Origin of the sequence: Streptomyces sp. 1-11, assembly GCF_007176755.1 — a bacterium.
Taxonomy (GTDB): domain Bacteria; phylum Actinomycetota; class Actinomycetes; order Streptomycetales; family Streptomycetaceae; genus Streptomyces.
In genome coordinates this window covers 1-17,459 of record NZ_BJTV01000027.1, presented here as the reverse complement: position 1 = coordinate 17,459, position 17,459 = coordinate 1, and the positions used below count along the sequence as shown (strand labels likewise).

Here is a 17,459-nt window from a genome sequence, read left to right as displayed (position 1 = left end):
AGCGGGCGGGGGTTGGCGTCAGACAGGCCCTAGGACCGGTACGGGTTGTGCTGGGGGTGCGGCTCCGGCGGCCCGGACGCATCGCCGTACGGCACCGCCCAGGTCCCCTGAGGCGTCGCCGGATGTCCGTGCGGCGGCGCCGGCTGTCCGTACGGCGCCGCCGGGTTCGGCTGCCCGTACGCCGTGGGCTGCCCGTACGCCGCCGGGTATCCGTACGTTGCGGGGTGCCCGTACGCCGCCGGGCGGCCGGAAGGCGCCGCCGGGTATCCGTACCGTGCCCAGTGCGCGGTCACCCTCGGCACCGGCGCCACGGTCCTGGCCGCGTGCTCCAGCGCCGGCCGGGCCACCTCACGGCGCCGCCACAGCTCGGCGAGCAGTTCCCGCTCCCGGGCCACGGCGCCGGCGCCGGCCCGCCCCCGGCGCCCCCGGTGCCGCAGGAAGGCCAGCGAGGTGGCGTACGCCTCGTACTGCGCGACGGCCCGCGCGGCGGGCCGCCCGCCGAGGTGGCGGCGGGCGTGGTCCCGGGCGGCGCGCCGCGCCCGCATCGACCCGAGGGCGAACGGCTCGGCCGGCCCCAGCCACCCGGCCCGCACGTACGCCGGCAGCTCCTCCCGCACGGTGCGCAGCTCCCGCTGCCGGGTCCAGACCGCCAGCCAGGTCAGCAGCCCGAACGCGGGCACCATGAAGGCGGCGTAGACGGCGAGGAAGCCGAACTGGCCGAAGGCCGCCGAGCCGTTCCACAGGGCGTGCATGCCCATCGCCAGCAGCAGTCCGCCGAGCGGCACCAGCAGGCGCCGGGCGGGCCGGCGTTCGGTGGAGAGCGCCGCGACGCCGAAGCCGATGCCGGTGAGCACGGTGAACAGGGGATGCGCGAACGGGGACATCACCACGCGCACGAAGAAGGTGGCGGCGGTGACGGAGGCGATGCCACGGCCGCCGGTGAGCTGGTCGGTCCCGAAGGCCGTGCCCAGGTAGAGGATGTTCTCGGTGAACGCGAAGCCGGTGGCGGTGACCCCGGCTATCACCACGCCGTCGACGATCCCGGTGAAGTCCCGTCTGCGGAACAGGAAGACCAGCAGCACGGCCGCGGCCTTCGCGGACTCCTCCACGACGGGCGCTATCACGGTGGCGCCCAGGGTGTCGGCGCCGGCCGGGTCGGCGGTCGAGGTGGCTATCCACTTCGTCGCGAAACTGTTGGCCACGATGGCGATCAGCGCCGCCGCGCAGGCGCCCCAGGCGAACGCGAAGACCAGGTTCCGCCAGGGGCCCGGTTCGACCCGGTCCAGCCAGCGGAAGGCGGCCAGGAGCCAGGGCACGGGCAGCACGGCGAGCCCGAGCCCGACCAGGAAGCCCTCGGTGCCGGTCTGCCGGCGCACCAGCGCCAGGATGACCAGGCCGGACAGCGCCAGCAGCGTGATCAGCGCCCCGTAGCGCACCCACCGGCGCTGCCACCAGTGCGGGTGCGTTCCGCTTCCGCGGCCGGGTGAGTAGCTCGGGTACGGAGGACTGATGGCCACGGCATCGACCCTAACGGTGACCGGGGGAGGGGCTGTCGGCTGGTTCAGGCCTGGTGGTCCCGGTGCGGTACGCGGCGGAAGAGCAGATCGTTCACCACGTGCCCCTTGTCCAGTCCCTGTCCCTCGAAACGGGTCAGCGGCCGGAACGGGGGACGCGGCGCGAAGCCGCCGTCGGCCCGGGTGTTCTCGAAGTCCGGGTGCGCGGTGAGCACCTCGAGCATCTGCTCGGCGTACGGCTCCCAGTCGGTCGCGCAGTGCACGACCGCGCCGGGCTTCAGCCGGCTCGCGGCCAGCGTCAGGAACTCGGGCTGGATCAGCCGCCGCTTGTGGTGCCGCTTCTTGGGCCAGGGGTCGGGGAAGTACACCCGCAGCCCGTCCAGCGAGTCGGGCGCGAGCATCTCCCGGAGCAGGATGATGGCGTCGCCGTTGGCCACCCGGACGTTGGACAGCCCCTGCTGGTCGGCGAGGTTGAGCAGGTTGCCCTGCCCCGGGGTGTGCACGTCCACCGCGAGGATGTTGGCGCCGGGGTCGCCGGCCGCCATCAGCGCGGTGGCCTCGCCCATCCCGAACCCGATCTCCAGCACCACGGGACCGTCGTCGCCGAACAGCTCGCCGAGGTCGATGACGCGCTGCCCGTCGATGTCCAGCCCCCACTTGGGCCACAGCCGCTGCAGGGCGTCGGCCTGCCCCGCCGTGACCCGGCTCCGCCGCGGCTGGAAGCTGCGGATCCGCCGCTCGAAGTGCGACCCGGCCGGGTCGGCCCTGGGCCCGTCGGGGAACCGCGGCTCCCCCTTGGCCCGGCTGTGCCGCACGGACACACCGGGGACGTGCGGGGGCCGCGGCGCGGCGGCGGCAGCGGGCCGGGGGGCTTCGGGGAGGTTCAGGGAGTCAGACACAGTGACACCGATTTTACGGCGGCGGCGGGATTTCCCGGGACGGCGCCCGGGGCCCGGGAGCGACGTCACAGCGCACCGAGCATGTCCAGCGCCCGGCGCCCCACCTCCCTGCCGATCGGCAGCGAAGCGGTCGCCGCGGGGGACGGGGCGTTGAGCACGTGCACCGCACGGCTGCCCTCCCGGATCAGGAAGTCGTCCACCAGCGTCCCGTCCCGCAGCACCGCCTGCGCCCGCACCCCGGCGGGGGCGCGCACCAGATCGGACTCCTCGGCGGCCGGCAGCAGCCTGCGCACCGCCGTCAGGAACGCCCCCTTCGACACCGACCGGCGCAGCTCCCCGGCCCCGTAGCGCCAGTGCCGCCGGGCGATCACCCACGAACCGGGCCACGCCACCGTCCCGGCCAGCTCCCCGGGCCGTACGACCCCCCAGCCGTACCCCTCCCGGGCCAGGGCCGGGACCGCGTTCGGCCCGATGTGCACGCCCCCGTCGATCCCCCGGGTCAGATGCACGCCGAGGAACGGGAACGCCGGATCGGGCACCGGGTACACCAGACCGCGCACCAGCTCCGGGCGCGCCAGCTCGTAGTACTCGCCCCGGAACGGCACGATCCGTACCCCGGGCTCGTCCCCGGTCAGCCGGGCCACCTCGTCGCAGTACAGCCCGGCGCAGTTCACCAGCACCCGGCCCCGCACCACGTCCCCGGACGCGGTCAGCACGGCCACGCCCCGCTCGGGGCGCCGGTCCACCCGGACCACCCGCGCGCCGTAGCGGATCTCCGCGCCCGAGGCCCGCGCGAGCTGCCGGGCCACGCCCACGAAGTCGCACACCCCGGTCGTGCCGACGTGGATCGCGGCCAGCCCGCGCACCTCCGGCTCGTACTCGCCGATCTGCGCGGCGCCCAGCTCGCGCACCGGGATGCCGTTCTCCCGGCCGCGCTGGACGAGCGCGTGCAGCCGGGGCAGCTCGTCCCGCTCGGTGGCCACGATCAGCTTCCCGGTGACGGCGTGCGCGATGCCGTACTCGGCGCAGAACTTCACCATCTCGGCCGCGCCGCGCACGGCGAACCGCGCCTTGAGCGAGCCCGGGCGGTAGTAGACGCCGCTGTGGATGACGCCGCTGTTGCGCCCCGTCTGGTGCCGGGCCGGGCCCGGCTCCTTCTCCAGCACGGTCACCCGCGTACCCGGCGCCGCCCGCGTGATCGCGTAGGCCGTCGACAGGCCGACGATCCCGCCTCCGATCACCAGCACGTCGCAGTCGTACGCACCCTCACGCACCCGCACCACCTCCCGGCTCCGATAGTGCACTGCGCCACTGACAACGCCTTCAAACCCGGACCGGGCGGTTCTACGCCGGGGCGACCAGCAGGGGCCGGGCCCGCTCCCGCAGCTCCACCACCCGTGGCTCGTCGCCGTACGGCTCCAGCCGGTGCAGCAGGTCCTTGACGTACTCGGTGGTCCGCGCGGACGAGATCCGCCCCGCCACCTCCACGGCCCGCACCCCCTGCTCGCAGGCGGCGTCCAGATTGCCCGACTCCAGCTCGGCGACGGCCGACACCACCAGGCGCAGCCCGTGCGACCGCACGAACTCCTCCGTCGGCTTCGACAGCGCCTGTTCGGTGAACCGCCGCACCTGGCGCGGCGCCTTCAGGTCGCGGTAGCACTCCGCCGCGTCAGCGGCGAACCGGTCATAACCATAGAAACCAAGCCACGAAGGGTCGTTGTCACCGTCCCTGGATCGTTCGAGCCAGCTCTCCGCCGCCTTCAGGGCTGCCCCCGCGGCCGGCGCGTCCCCCGCGCGCGCGTGGGCCCGCGCCTCGACCAGCCGGAAGAAGCTCATGGTGCGGGCGGTCGCCAGCCCCCGGTTGCGCTCGAGCGCCGCCTGCGCCAGGTCGACGCCCTCGTCGCCGAAGCCCCGGTACGTCGCCTGCAGCGACATGGAGGCCAGCACGTACCCCCCGAGCGGGACGTCCGCCGCCGCCCGGGCGAGCCGCAGCGCCTGGATGTAGTACCGCTGCGCCGCCTCCTGCTGCCCGGTGTCGAAGGCCATCCAGCCGGCCAGCCTGGTCAGTTCGGCGGAGGCCCCGAACAGCGCGCGGCCCACCTCGTCGGAGTAGGAGCCGAGCAGCAGGGGCGCCGCCTCCACCCGCAGGCACTCCGGCACCATGGACGAACGCCAGTCGCCGCCTCCGTACTTGGAGTCCCAGCGCCTGGCGTCCTCGGCGGCCTCCCGCAGTTTCTGCACATCGCTGTGGCCGACTTTTATCGGTGCGCCGGAGCCCTCGGCGGTGTTCGCCTCGCGTGCGACCGAGCTGTCGGCGGGGGTTATCAGCCACCGCGACGCGGGCGTGGCGTACGCGCTCACCGCGAACGATCCCGCGAGGGACTGCCAGATGCCGCCGGCGCCGGCCCGGCGCCCGGCCAGGTCGAGCCGGTACAGCTCGGTGGCGGACCGCACGGCCTGCCCCACGTCCCGGGGGAAGGCGAGGCCCACTTCGGGTGCGGGGTCCGCGTCCGCCAGGCCTATCTCGTGCAGCGGCACCGGGCGGCCGAGCTTCTGGCCGATGGCGGCCGCGATGAGGTGCGGCGCCGCGCCCTGCGGCACCATCCCCTTCGACACCCAGCGCGCCACCGAGGTCTTGTCGTAGCGAAGCGTCAACCCGCGTTGGGCGCCGAGGTCGTTGACGCGCCGCGCGAGTCCGGCGTTGCTGATTCCCGCGAGGGCGAGAACGGCGCCGAGCTTTTCGTTCGGCCCGCGTTGCTCCCTGGACATGCGCCACCCCTCGACACAGACGGCTGCCGCGCTGGCATAACCGTGCGGCATTCGTAAACCCAGCGTAGTTCGCCGCATCCCAAGCGTTAAGGGGCATTGTTCCGGTTGGCGGGATTGTGGTCCGTACGGGAGTACGGCCCTGTACGCACCGTGCACGGGGCCTCGCGGCGTGCCCCCGCACGTGTGGCCGTGCGCCCGTCCGTGCGCTCTTCTCCGGCCATCCGGCAAGCGGTTCCATGGCTGTCGCGTGGGTCGGCCCGCTGTACTGGATCCAGTGGGCTGGGGGACACCGCCGCCTTCATCCCCGCGGGTGGCGGACCGGTCCGGGAGGCGTTGACCGCCTCCCGGACTGTGCGCGTGACCGCGCCGGCAGGCGTTGCGCAGGCCTGTACGGAGCGTGCTCAAACCTCCGCGGCTGTCACCGATTTGGCTGAAAACAAGCCCTGCTCAGGATGAGCGATTACCGCTCCCACCACGGTACTTGAGGGCGCGAAAGGCGTTCGCGGGGCGCATAGAGGGGCGCATTCGCGTCGCACCCGTCGTGCCCGTTTCCGTCGCCGGCCGCCGGGCGACCGGGAGTTCACCCGTCGGTCCGTACCCGGTACTCTGCCGCACCTCGCGGACCCGTTCCCCGGTTTCCCTCGATCGAAGGCGGCGTCACCGCGCCTCCGTGGCGCGTTCTTCATGGCAGCATGGGGACCCGGTTCGTACGGTGCAGTGGTTGTCCACGCTGTGTGGAGGCGTCGATGCGGTGGTTGGTGGGTTGGAGCAGCACCGCCGCTGCCGTCGCCGGGATCGGCTCGGCGGGCGCCACCGGACATGACGGCGAGACGCTGCACCCGGTCGGCTCCCAGCTCCTGTGGGGCGACCCCGACCCGCTGTGGGCCGTCGGCGACTGGCGCCCCGATGAGGTGCGCGTGGTGCACTCCGACGGCCAGAACCGCATCGCCGTCCTCGGCACCTGCGGCGCCACCGACGAGGAGCTGCGGCGCGGCCTGTTCACCGCGCGCGGGGGCGCGCTGCGCCATCTGACCGCCTGGCCCGGCAGCTACACGGCCGTCGTCCAGGTGGGCCGCCGCATCACCGTCTGCGGCGACCTCGCCGGCGCCCGCCCCGTCTTCCACACCCCCTGGGCCGGCGGCACGGCCTACGCCACGGCGGCGCTGCCGCTCGCCGACCTCGTCGAGGCCAACCTCGACTTCGGTCACCTGGCCGCCCTGCTCGCCGCCCCCGACGTGCCGGCCGCGCTGCGCGACACCACCCCGTACGAGGGCGTGCGGCGGGTACCGCCGGGCCACGCCCTCGTCCTGCGCGCCGGAGCGCGCGAGATCACCGGCTACGAGCCGGTCGCCTCCCTCGCGGTCGCCGCGCCTCCCGCCGACCCGGACCGCGCGGTGGACGCCGTACGCGACGCCCTCGTCGAGGCGGTACGCGCGCGGCTGTCGGCGCCCCGGCACGTACCCGGCCTCGACCCCGGCCCGGTGCCCGGCATGGGACCGGCCGAGCGGCGGGCCGCGCGCGGGATGCCCGTGCCCGGCATCGGCGCCGACCTGTCCGGCGGACCGGCCTCCGGCACGCTGGCCCTGCTGGCCGCCGGGCTGCCCGGCAGGCCCGGCACCCTGCTCGGCCACGGCACCGGCGCCGGGGAGCGGCTGCTCGCCGTCACCTTCAACGACCTGGCCGTCGGCGGCCGCGAGCCGGAGGTCGAACGCGCCGGCGCCCTCGCGGCCAACCCGCGCCTGCACCATGTCGTGGTCACCGGCGACGAGCGGACCCTGCCGTACGCCGACCTCGACGGCCCCCTCACCGACGAGCCCGGCCCGTCCCTGGTGACGGCCGCCCGCCACCGCGCCCGCCTCGCCGCGGGCAGCGCCGACCACTTCACCGGCCACGGCGCCCGGCAGGTCCTGGACGCCCACCCCGCCCGCCTCGCCGACCTCCTCATGGACCGCAAGCGCCGCCACCTGGTCCGGCCGGTCGCGGCGCTCGCCCGGGCCGACGGCTCGGTGATGGTCCCCGCGCGCGTGTACGGCGCCGCCCGGCGGCTGGCCCGCACCCCGTACCGGACGGGCCTCGAACTGCTCGCCGAGCGGCTGATGCGCCACCGCTTCGACGAGCCGAAGGGCGCGGTCGGCGCCTCCCTCGCCGGCCTCGCCTGGGCCAGACCCGGGCCGGCGGCCCGCTGGCTGACCGGGGAGGCACTGGCTGAAGTATCGGTTCTGCTGCAGGCGGAGCCGGACCGCTCCGCCCTCGGCTCCGCCCAGCGCCCCGGCGACTACCGCGCGCGAGCCGCCCTCGCCCGCCACGCCGCCGACCTCCGCGTCCTGGAACAGGCCGCCGAGGTCCGCTCCCAGCGACTGCACGCGCCCTTCCTCGACAACCAGGTCGTCCGTGCCTGCCGCGCCCTCCCCGAGGCCCTGCGGGTCCAGCCCGGCGCCCGCTCCGCCGTCCTGCGCCGGGTCCTGGAAGGCGCCGGCGTCACCGACCTCCCGCCCGGCTGGGGCGCCCCGCCCCACGGCACCTCGGCGGCGGCCACCCGCGCGGGCCTGCGCCTCGCCGCCGATGACCTCATGGACCTCTTCGCCACGCCCCTGCTGGCGGACGCGGGTCTGGTGGAGGCCCGGGTGGTACGCAAGGCCGTCCGCGCCGCCGCGACGGGCGAGCCCCTGCCCCTCGACGGCCTGGCCGACCTGACCTCCCTCGAACTCTGGCTCCGCCGCCTCCTGGCCCGCCGGGGCACCTGCTGGACCGGCACCCCGGCCCGCGCCCGGGCGGTCCCCTCGGGAATCCAGCCCCGCCGCAACGCCCTCGCCTCCGGCGCCTGACCGACGACGCCTGGGCACCTGCACCGCGGGCGGGGCACCCGCAGCGTGGCCGCGGGTGCGTGGGCCTGTGCAGCCCGCGCGTGTCGTGCGGGTCGGTGGTCTTCCGGTGGTGGCTCGGGTGCGGGCGTGGCCGCGGGTGCCCGGGCGTGGCTGCTGCGGGGACCGGGTCCGCACGGCTGCGGGCAGGCGTACTGCGAAGGGCGGCACGGCTGCGGACAGGCGGGCGGCCAAGGGCGGCACCGGTGGGTCAGCGGTGATCCCTTCGGCGCGGTTACGCAATCAGCCCCGGTCCAGCGCCGCTCAGGGCGCGGAGCGAACACCAGCGGCGAAGCCCCGAGCACCGTTCGGAGCGGACAGCTCCGGCCCGGCCGCCCGACCGCGCCGGGCGCCCTCAGCAGCTGAACCGCGCCTCGGCCCAGTCGGCCGGCGCCACCCGGTCGAGCCCGGCGCCCCGACCCGACACCTCAAGCCGTACCGTCCCGCGCCCGGTGAGATCGACGTGCACCGGCACCGCCGCGTCCCGCCCCGCGACCACCCCGGACCGCCACAGCAAGCCCCCGTCGGCGTACACGGAGAAGACGGCCCTGCCGAGCCCGAGGGTCATGTCGTCGACGCCGACGAGGGCGTCGTAGGCGGTGCACCGGCGATTGAGGTCGACGACGACGGACGAGCCCCCGCGCACGGACACGCCACGCGTGTACCGCTTCCCGCCGACCGACATCCCGTACCGCTGCCACACCCAACTGCTCTGCCGCAGCCGCATCTCCGGCACGGTCCCGTCCCCGTTGACGTCGTAACGCAGGCCGCTCCACTCGTAGACCACGGGAGCCGGGGCAGGAGGGGGAGCCGTGGTCGGGGCGGCCGTCGGGGACGGCTCAGGACTGGGCTCCGTGGTGGGCCGCGGAGCAGTGGTCGTCCCTGGCACGGGTGCGGGCGCGGAAGCGGGTGGCGAGGAGACCGGCGCCGGCGCCGGCGCGGAGCCCGTCCTGGAGACCGGCGCCATTGGCTGGGCGGCGGGCGGCTTCCTACCGGTCGGCGATGGAGCGGGCGGCGAAACGGGCGCGGGTGACGACACCGACGGCGGCGGGGTCCGCAGAACGGGAGCGGACGGCGCAGGCCCGGCCACCTCCAGGGCCGGACGGCCGTCGTTCACCAGGGCCAGCGCCACCGCGGCCGCGGCCACCGCGACCACACCGGCCGCGATCCCGGCCTTCACGGGCGCGCCGAGCCCCCCGGCGGCGGCCGCGCCCCCGCCCGCACCCGATCCCGCGGAGCCCCCGCCGGCCGCGGAGGACCCTCCGGCCGCTGCGGCACCCGCCGCACCCGCCCCGGCGCCGCCGGCGATGACCGCGAGGGCCTTCCCGTACCCGGCGGCCCCGAACCAGCCGATGACCGCGACCGGCACCACGGCGGGGATGCCACCCGCGACCTCCTCGATCTGCGCGGCCGCCAGCCGGCACCTCGCGCACTCCTCAAGGTGCTTGCGCAGTCCCCGTTCGGCACGCAGCCGCAGCTTGCGTCGGGCGTAGGTGCCGAGCTGGTCGGCGTAACGGGCGCACTCCTCGTCACCGGTGAGCGCCGCGCTCACATGGGCCTGCAGATAGGCCTGCCGCAGCCCCTCCCGGGCCCGGCTCGCCAGCACCCGGGTGCCGTTGGCGTCCAGTCCGAACAGGACGGCCACCTCACTGGGCGACTCGTCCTCCACCTCCGTGTGCCACAGCACCGCCTGCCAGCGCTCGGGCAGCGAGCGGAAGGCCCGCAGCGCCATGGACTGCTCGGCGTCGTGCAGCGCACGGACGTCCGCGCCCACGTCCACCGCCTCGTCGCCGGTGCCCTCGGCGGGCCGGGCGGCGGCCTGCTGGGCGAAGACGGCGAAGTCGTCGACGAGTTGCTCGCGCCGGGCGGACCTGGCCCAGTGCGCGGCCACGCGCCGTACCGACGTGAGCAGATAGGCGCGCACGGCGTACTCGGGCCCGGCGCCGCCCCGTACCGCCTGCAGCATGCCGGCGAAGACCTCGGCGGTGAGGTCGTCCGCGGTGTGCGCGTCCCGGCAGCAGGTACGGGCGTAGCGCCGCACGGCGTCCGCGTGCCGCCGGTACAGCTCCTCGTAGGCGGAGTCGTCCCCCGCGCGCATCCGGTGGATCAACTCGCCGTCCGCGGGGAGCGTCCGGCGGTGCGCGGGGGCCCTGCCGTCCCGCTGGGCGGGCAGGCCCGCCTCGACGGGTGCCTCGGCCGGGCCGCCCTGCTTCGGCACCTGGGGCGAGGTCAGCCCGCCGGCCTCGGATTCGCCATCACCACGCGGCTCGTCCCACCCGTCAGCGCCCATCGTGCAAAGCCCCCGAAACCGGCAAAGCCCAACCCGTCACCGGCTCAGGGTGCCACAGCACTCTTCCCGGCAGTACCGAGCGTCACCCGAACGTGAAATTCGGTTACCGGGCTCCCAGTTGGCACGCACGCCACGCACGCTACGCGGGCCGCCCGCACCACCCGACCGTGACAACGCACGGGTGGTGCGGGCCCGGAACAAGATCCCGCCGAAGCCGAAGCCGAAGCCGAAGCCGAAGCCGAAGCCGAAGCCGAAGCCGAAGCCGAAGCCGAAGCCGAAGCCGAAGCCGAAGCCGAAGCCGAAGCCGAAGCCGGACCGGGGCCGCGGGGGCCGCGGTTACACCGGCCGGGACCGGAGTCCCTCCAGCAGGATGTCCAGCAGCCGCGCCGAAGCGGCGGCCTGCTGCGCCGCGTCCGGCAGCGACGGAGCCGCCGTGGCGATCACGAGCAGCACGTCCGCCACGGACACGTCCGTCCGCAGCTCGCCCGCCTCCCGGGCCCGGTCCACCAGTTGCCCGACGACTTCGAGCAGCGCGCCGACCCCGGCGTCGTCCGCCACGGCCGCGGACGCGTCCTCCGGGACCAGCCGCAACTCGCCGGTCCCCGGCTGCACCCGCTGCTGCGGCACCCGGAGCTCATCGCCCGAGCCGCTCGGACCCGGCGCGACGACCAGCCCGACCGGGCCGTCCGACTCGCCGGTGCCGGCGGAGCCGACCCGCAGTACCTGCGGCGGCAGCAGCCGTCCCGCACCCGACGCCACGGACGTCCGCAGGAAGCGGGACAGCGCCGACCACGGCTCGTCCTCCTGCCCGAGGGCGGTCCGCGCCTGCTCGGTCAGCCGCGCGGTCTCCTCCTCGGCTATCCGCCGGACCAGCACGTCCTTGCTCGGGAAGCGCCGGTACACCGTCCCGACCCCGACCCGCGCCCGCCGTGCCACGTCCTCCATCGGCGCGCCGTAGCCCAGCTCGCCGAACACCTCACGCGCCGCACGCAGCACGTGCTCCAGATTGCGCTGTGCGTCCACCCGCAGCGGCGTCGTGCGCGCCGAGTCCGCGCGCCCGTTGCCCCCCGCCGCGCTCACCGTCGTGCCGCCCGATGCGAGTGCGGCTGCCGACGACCAATGAGTGTCCTGAACATGCATGTGTTCCCCCGGTAAATGACGTCTCCCCCCGGAGACTCTCCCCGCCACTGATTCCGGAGTGCGCGGACCTGGCAACGGTCCCTGACCGGGACCGCCCTTCGCGGACCCGTTCGGCCACATCCCCTACACCCCGTCGACACACGAACATAGTTGAGAGGCAGTCAATTCAGAAGGGGCAGGTTCCGCACAGTGCGCCCCTCGATCGGAGTACGGGTCAGTTACGCCCCGATAACGCACCTTCGCCCGCTCTCGCCCGCCCCTGCTGACCTGCCCGCTTTCTCCCCGGCCCGGCGGCGCGCATCGGCGCGCGCACACCCGCTCGCCGGTCACACAAATTGCCGGGGCTGTGGACAAACAACAGCTACGGGTGCGTCATGGGATGGTGAAGGAACGTGCGCGCATTCTGGTTGTCGGCGGCGGCTACGTCGGGATGTACACGGCCCTGCGCCTGCAGCGGAGGCTGAAGCAGGAGCTCAGGCGGGGGGAGGTCGACATCACCGTCGTCACTCCCGACCCCTATATGACGTATCAGCCGTTCCTCCCGGAGGCGGCCGCGGGCTCCATCTCCCCCCGCCATGTCGTCGTACCGCTGCGCCGCGTCCTGGACCACTGCCACATCGTCGTCGGCGAGGTCACCTCCATCGACCACGCGGTGTGCACCGCCGCCGTCACCACCCTCGCCACCGCCGGCGAGGGCAGGGCCGCCGAACTCATCGGCTACGACGAGCTCGTCCTCGCCCCCGGCTCGGTCGCCCGCACGCTGCCCATCCCCGGCCTCGCCGAGTACGGCATCGGCTTCCGGACCGTCGAGGAGGCCATCGGGCTGCGCAACCACGTCATCGAGCAGATGGACATCGCCTCCTCCACCCGCGACCCCGCGGTCCGCGACGCCGCACTCACCTTCGTGGTGGTCGGCGGCGGCTACGCAGGGGTCGAGGCGCTGGGCGAACTGCAGGACATGGCCCGCTACACCGCGCGCTACTACCACAACGTCCGCCCCGAGGACATGAAGTGGATCCTCGTCGAGGCCTCCGACCGCATCCTGCCGGAGGTGGGCGAGGAGATGGGCCGCTACACCGTCACCCAGCTGCGCCGCCGCAACATCCAGGTCCTGCTCGGCACCCGCCTGGAGTCCTGCGCCGACCGCGTCGCCGTCCTCAGTGACGGCCAGCGCTTCCCGGCCCGCACGCTCGTGTGGACGGCCGGCGTCAAACCGCACCCGCTGCTCGCCGCCACCGACCTGCCCCTCGACGCGCGCGGCCGCCTGAAGTGCACGGCCGAGCTGGCCGTCGACGGCGCCCCGCACGCGTGGGCCGCGGGCGACGCCGCCGCCGTCCCCGACGTCACCGCGGCCCAGCCCGGCGCCCACACCGCGCCCAACGCCCAGCACGCCGTCCGCCAGGCCAGGACCCTCGGTGACAACATCGCCCACGCGCTGCGCGGCGAGCCCCTGGAGACGTACGCGCACAAGTACGTCGGCTCGGTGGCCTCCCTGGGCCTGCACAAGGGCGTCGCACAGATCTACGGGCGCAAGCTGAAGGGCTACCCCGCCTGGTTCATGCACCGCGTCTACCACCTCAGCCGGGTGCCCACCTTCAACCGCAAGGCCCGGGTCCTGGCGGAGTGGACCCTCGCCGGTCTCTTCAAACGGGAGATCGTCTCGCTCGGTTCACTCGAACACCCCCGAGCGGAGTTCGAACTCGCGGCCGGGGGACGGCCTCCTCACAGCCCCTCCGACGACCCGAAGGGGTCGTCCTGACCGGGCCCGGGAACTCCCCGGGCCGCCCCGGCGTCTGACGAATATCGCCGCGGACGACGGCCACCTGCCAGACTGCCCCACGTCCTCGGACGGGCACCCGCCCGCCCTCAGCACACACGAGGCTTTCCCCACTGTGAACTTCACGCGCTGGAGCGCCCGGCTCCCCGGAACGCAGCGCCGCGCCGCCGCGCGGACCGACACCGCGGTCCCACCGGACCGCCGGGGGGAAGGCTCCGTGCCCGCGGCCCGCGCCGGCCGGCCCGCCGACGGGACACCGCCCGTGCCCGCCGTCGACGAACTGCCCGCCCGCGACGTCCTCGACCGCGTCCCGGCCCTCGTCGCCCTCGTCCACGGCCCCGACCACCACATCGCCTACGTCAACGACGCCTACACCTCGGCCTTCGGAGTGCGGCCCCCGGGCCACCCCGCCCGCGAGGCGCTCCCGGAACTCGCCGAACTCGGCCTGCTCCCGCTCCTCGACCAGGTGCTGCGCAGCGGCAGACCGCGCACGCTGAAGTCCCGCAAGGCCGTCGACGGCCGCTCCTACACCTTCACCTGCACCCCGGTGACCGAGGGCGGCGACCGGGACGCGGGCGTACTGGTCTTCGCCACCGACGTCACCGACCACGCCGAAGCCGCCGAACGCCTGCGCGCCAGCGAGCGCCGCCAGCGCGAGACCGCCGTCACCCTGCAGCGCTCCCTGCTCCCGCAGGAACTGGAACAGCCCGACGACCTGCGCATCGCCGCCACCTACCAGCCCGGCGGCACCGAGGCCGCCGTGGGCGGCGACTGGTACGACGTGATCACCCTCGGCGGCGGCCGCACGGCCCTCGTGATCGGCGACGTCATGGGCAGGGGCGTGCGGGCGGCCGCCGTCATGGGCCAGCTCCGCACGGCCGTGCGGGCCTACGCACGCCTCGACCTCCCGCCACACGAGGTACTGCAGCTCCTCGACGGCCTCGCCGCCGAGATCGACGCCAACCAGATCGCCACCTGCGCCTACGCCGTCCACGACCCCAACGAGGGCCGCCTGGTGTACGCGTCCGCGGGCCACCTGCCCATCCTGGTCCGCGACGAGAACGGCACGGTGCTGCGGGCCGACGAGCCCACCGGCCCGCCGCTCGGCACCGGCGGCTGGGTGCACGCCTCCGGCTCGATCCCACTGGGGCCCGGCTCCACGGCCGTCCTCTACACCGACGGCCTGGTCGAACGCCGGGACGAGGACCTGGACGAGGGCATCGCGTCCCTGGAACGCGCCCTGTCCGGCGCCACCGGCACCCCCCAGGTCGTCTGCGACCGCCTGGTCCGCTCGGCCGGCGTCACCGCCGACCACGACGACGACGTGGCCGTCCTCGTCCTCCAGCACCCCGCCCGCAGGGGCCACGAGGGCGACCTCTTCCGCAACGCCGCCCTGGAACTCCTCGGCGGCGTGGAAGCGGCCCCCCGGGCCAGAGCCTTCGCCTCCGGCGTGCTGACGAGCTGGCGGTTCCCCGCCGACCTGCACGACCTGGGCGTCCTCGCCACCAGCGAACTGGTCGCCAACAGCCTCCAGCACGGCACACCCCCGATGCGCCTGCGGCTGCGCCGCACCGACCGCCGCCTGATCATCGAGGTCACCGACGGCGACGACCACCTCCCCCGGCGCCGCCAGGCGGAACCGGCGGACGAATCGGGCCGGGGCATCGCCATCGTCGCCACCATCGCCTCCCACTGGGGCTCACGAAGAACCCCGGGCGGCGGCAAGGCAGTGTGGTGCGAGTTCCTGCTGCCGAAGGGCTAGCGGCCGTTCGGCAGTGGTCCGGACACCCGCAGGGCACGTGCCAGGCGCGCCGCACCGCGCCGCACCGGCACCGGGCGCCTACGCCTCCGCGGCGACCGGCTCCGCGGCCGCGCCCCGGGCCACGACCCGGCTCGCGGAGACAGCCCAGGGCTGGTCCTGCGCGGCGGTCAGCCCACGGCCCAGCCGCAGCGCCAGCACGGTGATCCCCAGCGAGAACAGCAGGAACGTCACGATGTACGGCGCGTGCAGCGAGGCGCCGAGCGGCCCGCCCACCGCCGGCCCGACCGCCAGCGCCAACTGCTTCACCAGAGCGAAAGCCGAGTTGTACTGGCCGGCCATCCCCTCCGGAGCCAGATCGGCGACCAGCGGAGCGACCGTAGGCGACAGCATCGCCTCGCCCAGACCGAACAGCGCGTACGTCGACACGAACGCGGCGGTGGCCATCTCCTGGCTGCCGTGTCCCAGCCCGGCGTACCCCGCGGCGAGCCACGCCACGGCCCAGACCAGCCCCACAGCGGCGATCACCCGGGACCGTCGGCGGCGCTCGACGAACTTCAGCACGGCGAACTGCGCGACGACGATCATCAGCGTGTTCGCGGCCAGCGCCGTGCCGAGCGCCGAGGTCGATATCCCCGCGGCCTCGACGCCGTAGGCGCTCAGCCCCGACTCGAACTGCCCGTAGCAGGCGAAGAACAGCACGAAGCCCAGCACGCACAGCTGCACCATCGCCCGGTTCCCGAGCAGCCGCTTCCAGCTCCCCTTCACTCCGTCGGACGGCGCGTCGGCGATACGCGGCGAGTGCGGCATCCGCACCGTCGCCATCACCGCGACCAGCAGCAGGAACATCCCCGCCTCGATCGCGAACAGCAGGGTGAAGGAGGAGACCTTGGTGGTGTCGACGAGGTGGCCGCCTATCAGGCCGCCGACGCCGAGTCCCAGGTTCTGCAGGAAGAACTGCATCGCGAAGGCGCGCGACCGGGTCTCCGCCGTCGAGCAGTCCACGATCATCGTGGCCAGTGCGGGCTGCATCACGGCCTGCCCGGCGCCGAGCACCGCGGCGGACAGCAGGACGGCGCCGGCGTTGCCCGCCAGTCCCAGACTCAGCGCACCCAGCGCGGCGGCGACCAGGGCGGCGAGCAGGACCGGCAGCGGGCCGCGGCGCACGATCGCGCGGCCGGCGAACGGCAGCACTATCAGCGCGGCCACGGCGAAGACGGCGAGCACGAGACCCGCCGTCATGGCTCCGAGACCCCGCACCTGCGCCACGTAGACGTACAGGTAGGGGACCGTGAAGCCGAGCCCGAAAGCGCTGAGTGCGTTGCCCACGTGGATCCGGCGCATCGCTGCGCCCATCGCCCTGGTCACGTTCACCTCTCTCACAAGTTAGGAGTGAAGACTTCGAAGCTAAAGTTCGAAGCTAAAGAGTACACGTCCAAGGACTTCAAGGCAAAGGGACGTCGTGCGATACTGCGGCCATGGCCGACACGCCCGGCGACACGGAGCCGACCCTCGAAGAACAGATCGCCGCCTACCAGCGCGAGTTCCAGGACCTCGACCCCCAGGTCGAGAAGATCGTGTCGGCGCTGTCCCGGCTGAACCGCCGCATGAACGTGGCGTACGGCCGCCAGACGGCGGACCTCGGGATCAGCAACGCCGAGTGGGAGGTCCTCAAGGCACTGGTCCTCTCCGGTGCTCCGTACCGCCTGGGACCGAGCGAACTGGCCAAGCGGCTCGGCCTCACGCCGGCCGCCATGACCCACCGCATCGACCGCATGGTCACGGAGGGCCTGGTCACCCGGGAGCGTGACGAGACCAACCGCGTACGGGTGATCGTGGAGCTCACCCCCGAGGGCAGGGAGAAGTGGCTCGAGGCCATGCGCCTCGCCACCGTCTTCGAGGAGGAGCTGCTCCAGGACCTCAGCCCCGCCGAGCGCCTGGTGCTCGGCGAGGTGCTGACCAGGCTCCTGCGCCGGGTGGAGCATGCCCAGCCGGACGCCGGCGGCCGGCTCAGCGACCTGGACTGAGGTCCCGCAAAAGTTCTTGACAGGGATGCTTGACACCTCCCTGCCCGATCCGTAAAGTTCTCCGGGTTGCCGCGGAGCCGTAACGGTTCCTCGACGACACCTCCGCCGCTACGAGCGGCACCCTCACACCAGCACGATCTCCCTACGGGATTGATTTCGGCGTGCCCGAATTCAATTCGAATAGGGGCTCGGCGGCCCGATTGGGAATCGCCGGGCGGATCCGCTAAGGTTTGAGACGTCGGAACGGCCCAACGGCCGCGAGGACAAGCCCCGCTGACTGGGGGTCAGGCGCCGAAAGGGTCTGATAGAGTCGGAACCGCCGGAAAGGGAAACGCGGAAGCGGGAACCTGGAAAGCACCGAGGAAATCGGGTCGAGAAAAGATCTGATAGAGTCGGAAACGCAAGAACGAAGGGAAGCGCCCG

The 17,459-nt window shown here is 74.2% G+C and carries 11 protein-coding genes; 4 read left to right on the top strand and 7 right to left on the bottom strand.

What is annotated here, in order from left to right:
• Positions 1–29: 29 nt before the first annotated feature.
• The 4 genes from TNCT1_RS34160 to TNCT1_RS34145 all read right to left on the bottom strand — a co-directional run bounded on the left by TNCT1_RS34160 (position 30) and on the right by TNCT1_RS34145 (position 5,182).
• Positions 30–1,517 (bottom strand): PrsW family glutamic-type intramembrane protease, encoded by a 1,488-nt coding sequence (locus TNCT1_RS34160; protein WP_143639998.1) that lies wholly within the window; start codon positions 1,515–1,517, stop codon positions 30–32.
• 44 nt (positions 1,518–1,561) lie between these two features.
• Entirely contained in the window at positions 1,562–2,413 is an 852-nt protein-coding gene (trmB, locus tag TNCT1_RS34155) for a tRNA (guanosine(46)-N7)-methyltransferase TrmB (RefSeq protein ID WP_174266548.1), read from the bottom strand.
• A gap of 65 nt (positions 2,414–2,478) precedes the next feature.
• Entirely contained in the window at positions 2,479–3,696 is a 1,218-nt protein-coding gene (lhgO, locus tag TNCT1_RS34150) for an L-2-hydroxyglutarate oxidase (protein ID WP_143639996.1), read from the bottom strand.
• A 61-nt stretch (positions 3,697–3,757) separates the two neighbouring features.
• Entirely contained in the window at positions 3,758–5,182 is a 1,425-nt protein-coding gene (locus TNCT1_RS34145; protein ID WP_143639993.1) for an MFS transporter, read from the bottom strand.
• A gap of 746 nt (positions 5,183–5,928) precedes the next feature.
• Here TNCT1_RS34145 and TNCT1_RS34140 point away from each other — a divergent pair.
• Entirely contained in the window at positions 5,929–8,007 is a 2,079-nt protein-coding gene (locus tag TNCT1_RS34140) for an asparagine synthase-related protein (RefSeq protein ID WP_143639991.1), read from the top strand.
• A 391-nt stretch (positions 8,008–8,398) separates the two neighbouring features.
• Here TNCT1_RS34140 and TNCT1_RS34135 read toward each other — a convergent pair whose 3' ends face one another.
• The gene (locus TNCT1_RS34135) at positions 8,399–10,333 is read right to left on the bottom strand and encodes a sigma-70 family RNA polymerase sigma factor (protein WP_174266547.1); all 1,935 of its coding nucleotides are present in this window, start codon (positions 10,331–10,333) and stop codon (positions 8,399–8,401) included.
• A 336-nt stretch (positions 10,334–10,669) separates the two neighbouring features.
• On the bottom strand, positions 10,670–11,473 hold the full coding sequence (locus TNCT1_RS34130) for a TetR/AcrR family transcriptional regulator (protein WP_143639989.1): 804 nt from the start codon (positions 11,471–11,473) through the stop codon (positions 10,670–10,672).
• Between the two features lie 379 nt (positions 11,474–11,852).
• Between TNCT1_RS34130 and TNCT1_RS34125 the strand changes: the two genes are divergently transcribed.
• Both TNCT1_RS34125 and TNCT1_RS34120 read left to right on the top strand, forming a co-directional pair.
• Positions 11,853–13,232, top strand: coding sequence for an NAD(P)/FAD-dependent oxidoreductase (locus tag TNCT1_RS34125; protein ID WP_143639987.1), 1,380 nt, complete (start codon positions 11,853–11,855; stop codon positions 13,230–13,232).
• Between the two features lie 133 nt (positions 13,233–13,365).
• On the top strand, positions 13,366–15,012 hold the full coding sequence (locus TNCT1_RS34120) for a SpoIIE family protein phosphatase (protein ID WP_143639985.1): 1,647 nt from the start codon (positions 13,366–13,368) through the stop codon (positions 15,010–15,012).
• Positions 15,013–15,090: 78 nt separating this feature from the next.
• On the opposite strand, the gene TNCT1_RS34115 is transcribed toward TNCT1_RS34120, so the two are convergent.
• Positions 15,091–16,377 carry an MFS transporter gene (locus tag TNCT1_RS34115; protein WP_235903046.1) on the bottom strand — a complete coding sequence of 429 codons (1,287 nt, stop codon included), beginning with the start codon at positions 16,375–16,377 and terminating at the stop codon, positions 15,091–15,093.
• 110 nt (positions 16,378–16,487) lie between these two features.
• Here TNCT1_RS34115 and TNCT1_RS34110 point away from each other — a divergent pair, with 110 nt between their 5' ends.
• Positions 16,488–17,036, top strand: a complete 549-nt coding sequence (locus TNCT1_RS34110; RefSeq protein ID WP_143639981.1) for a MarR family winged helix-turn-helix transcriptional regulator — start codon at positions 16,488–16,490, stop codon at positions 17,034–17,036.
• Positions 17,037–17,459 lie beyond the last annotated feature (423 nt).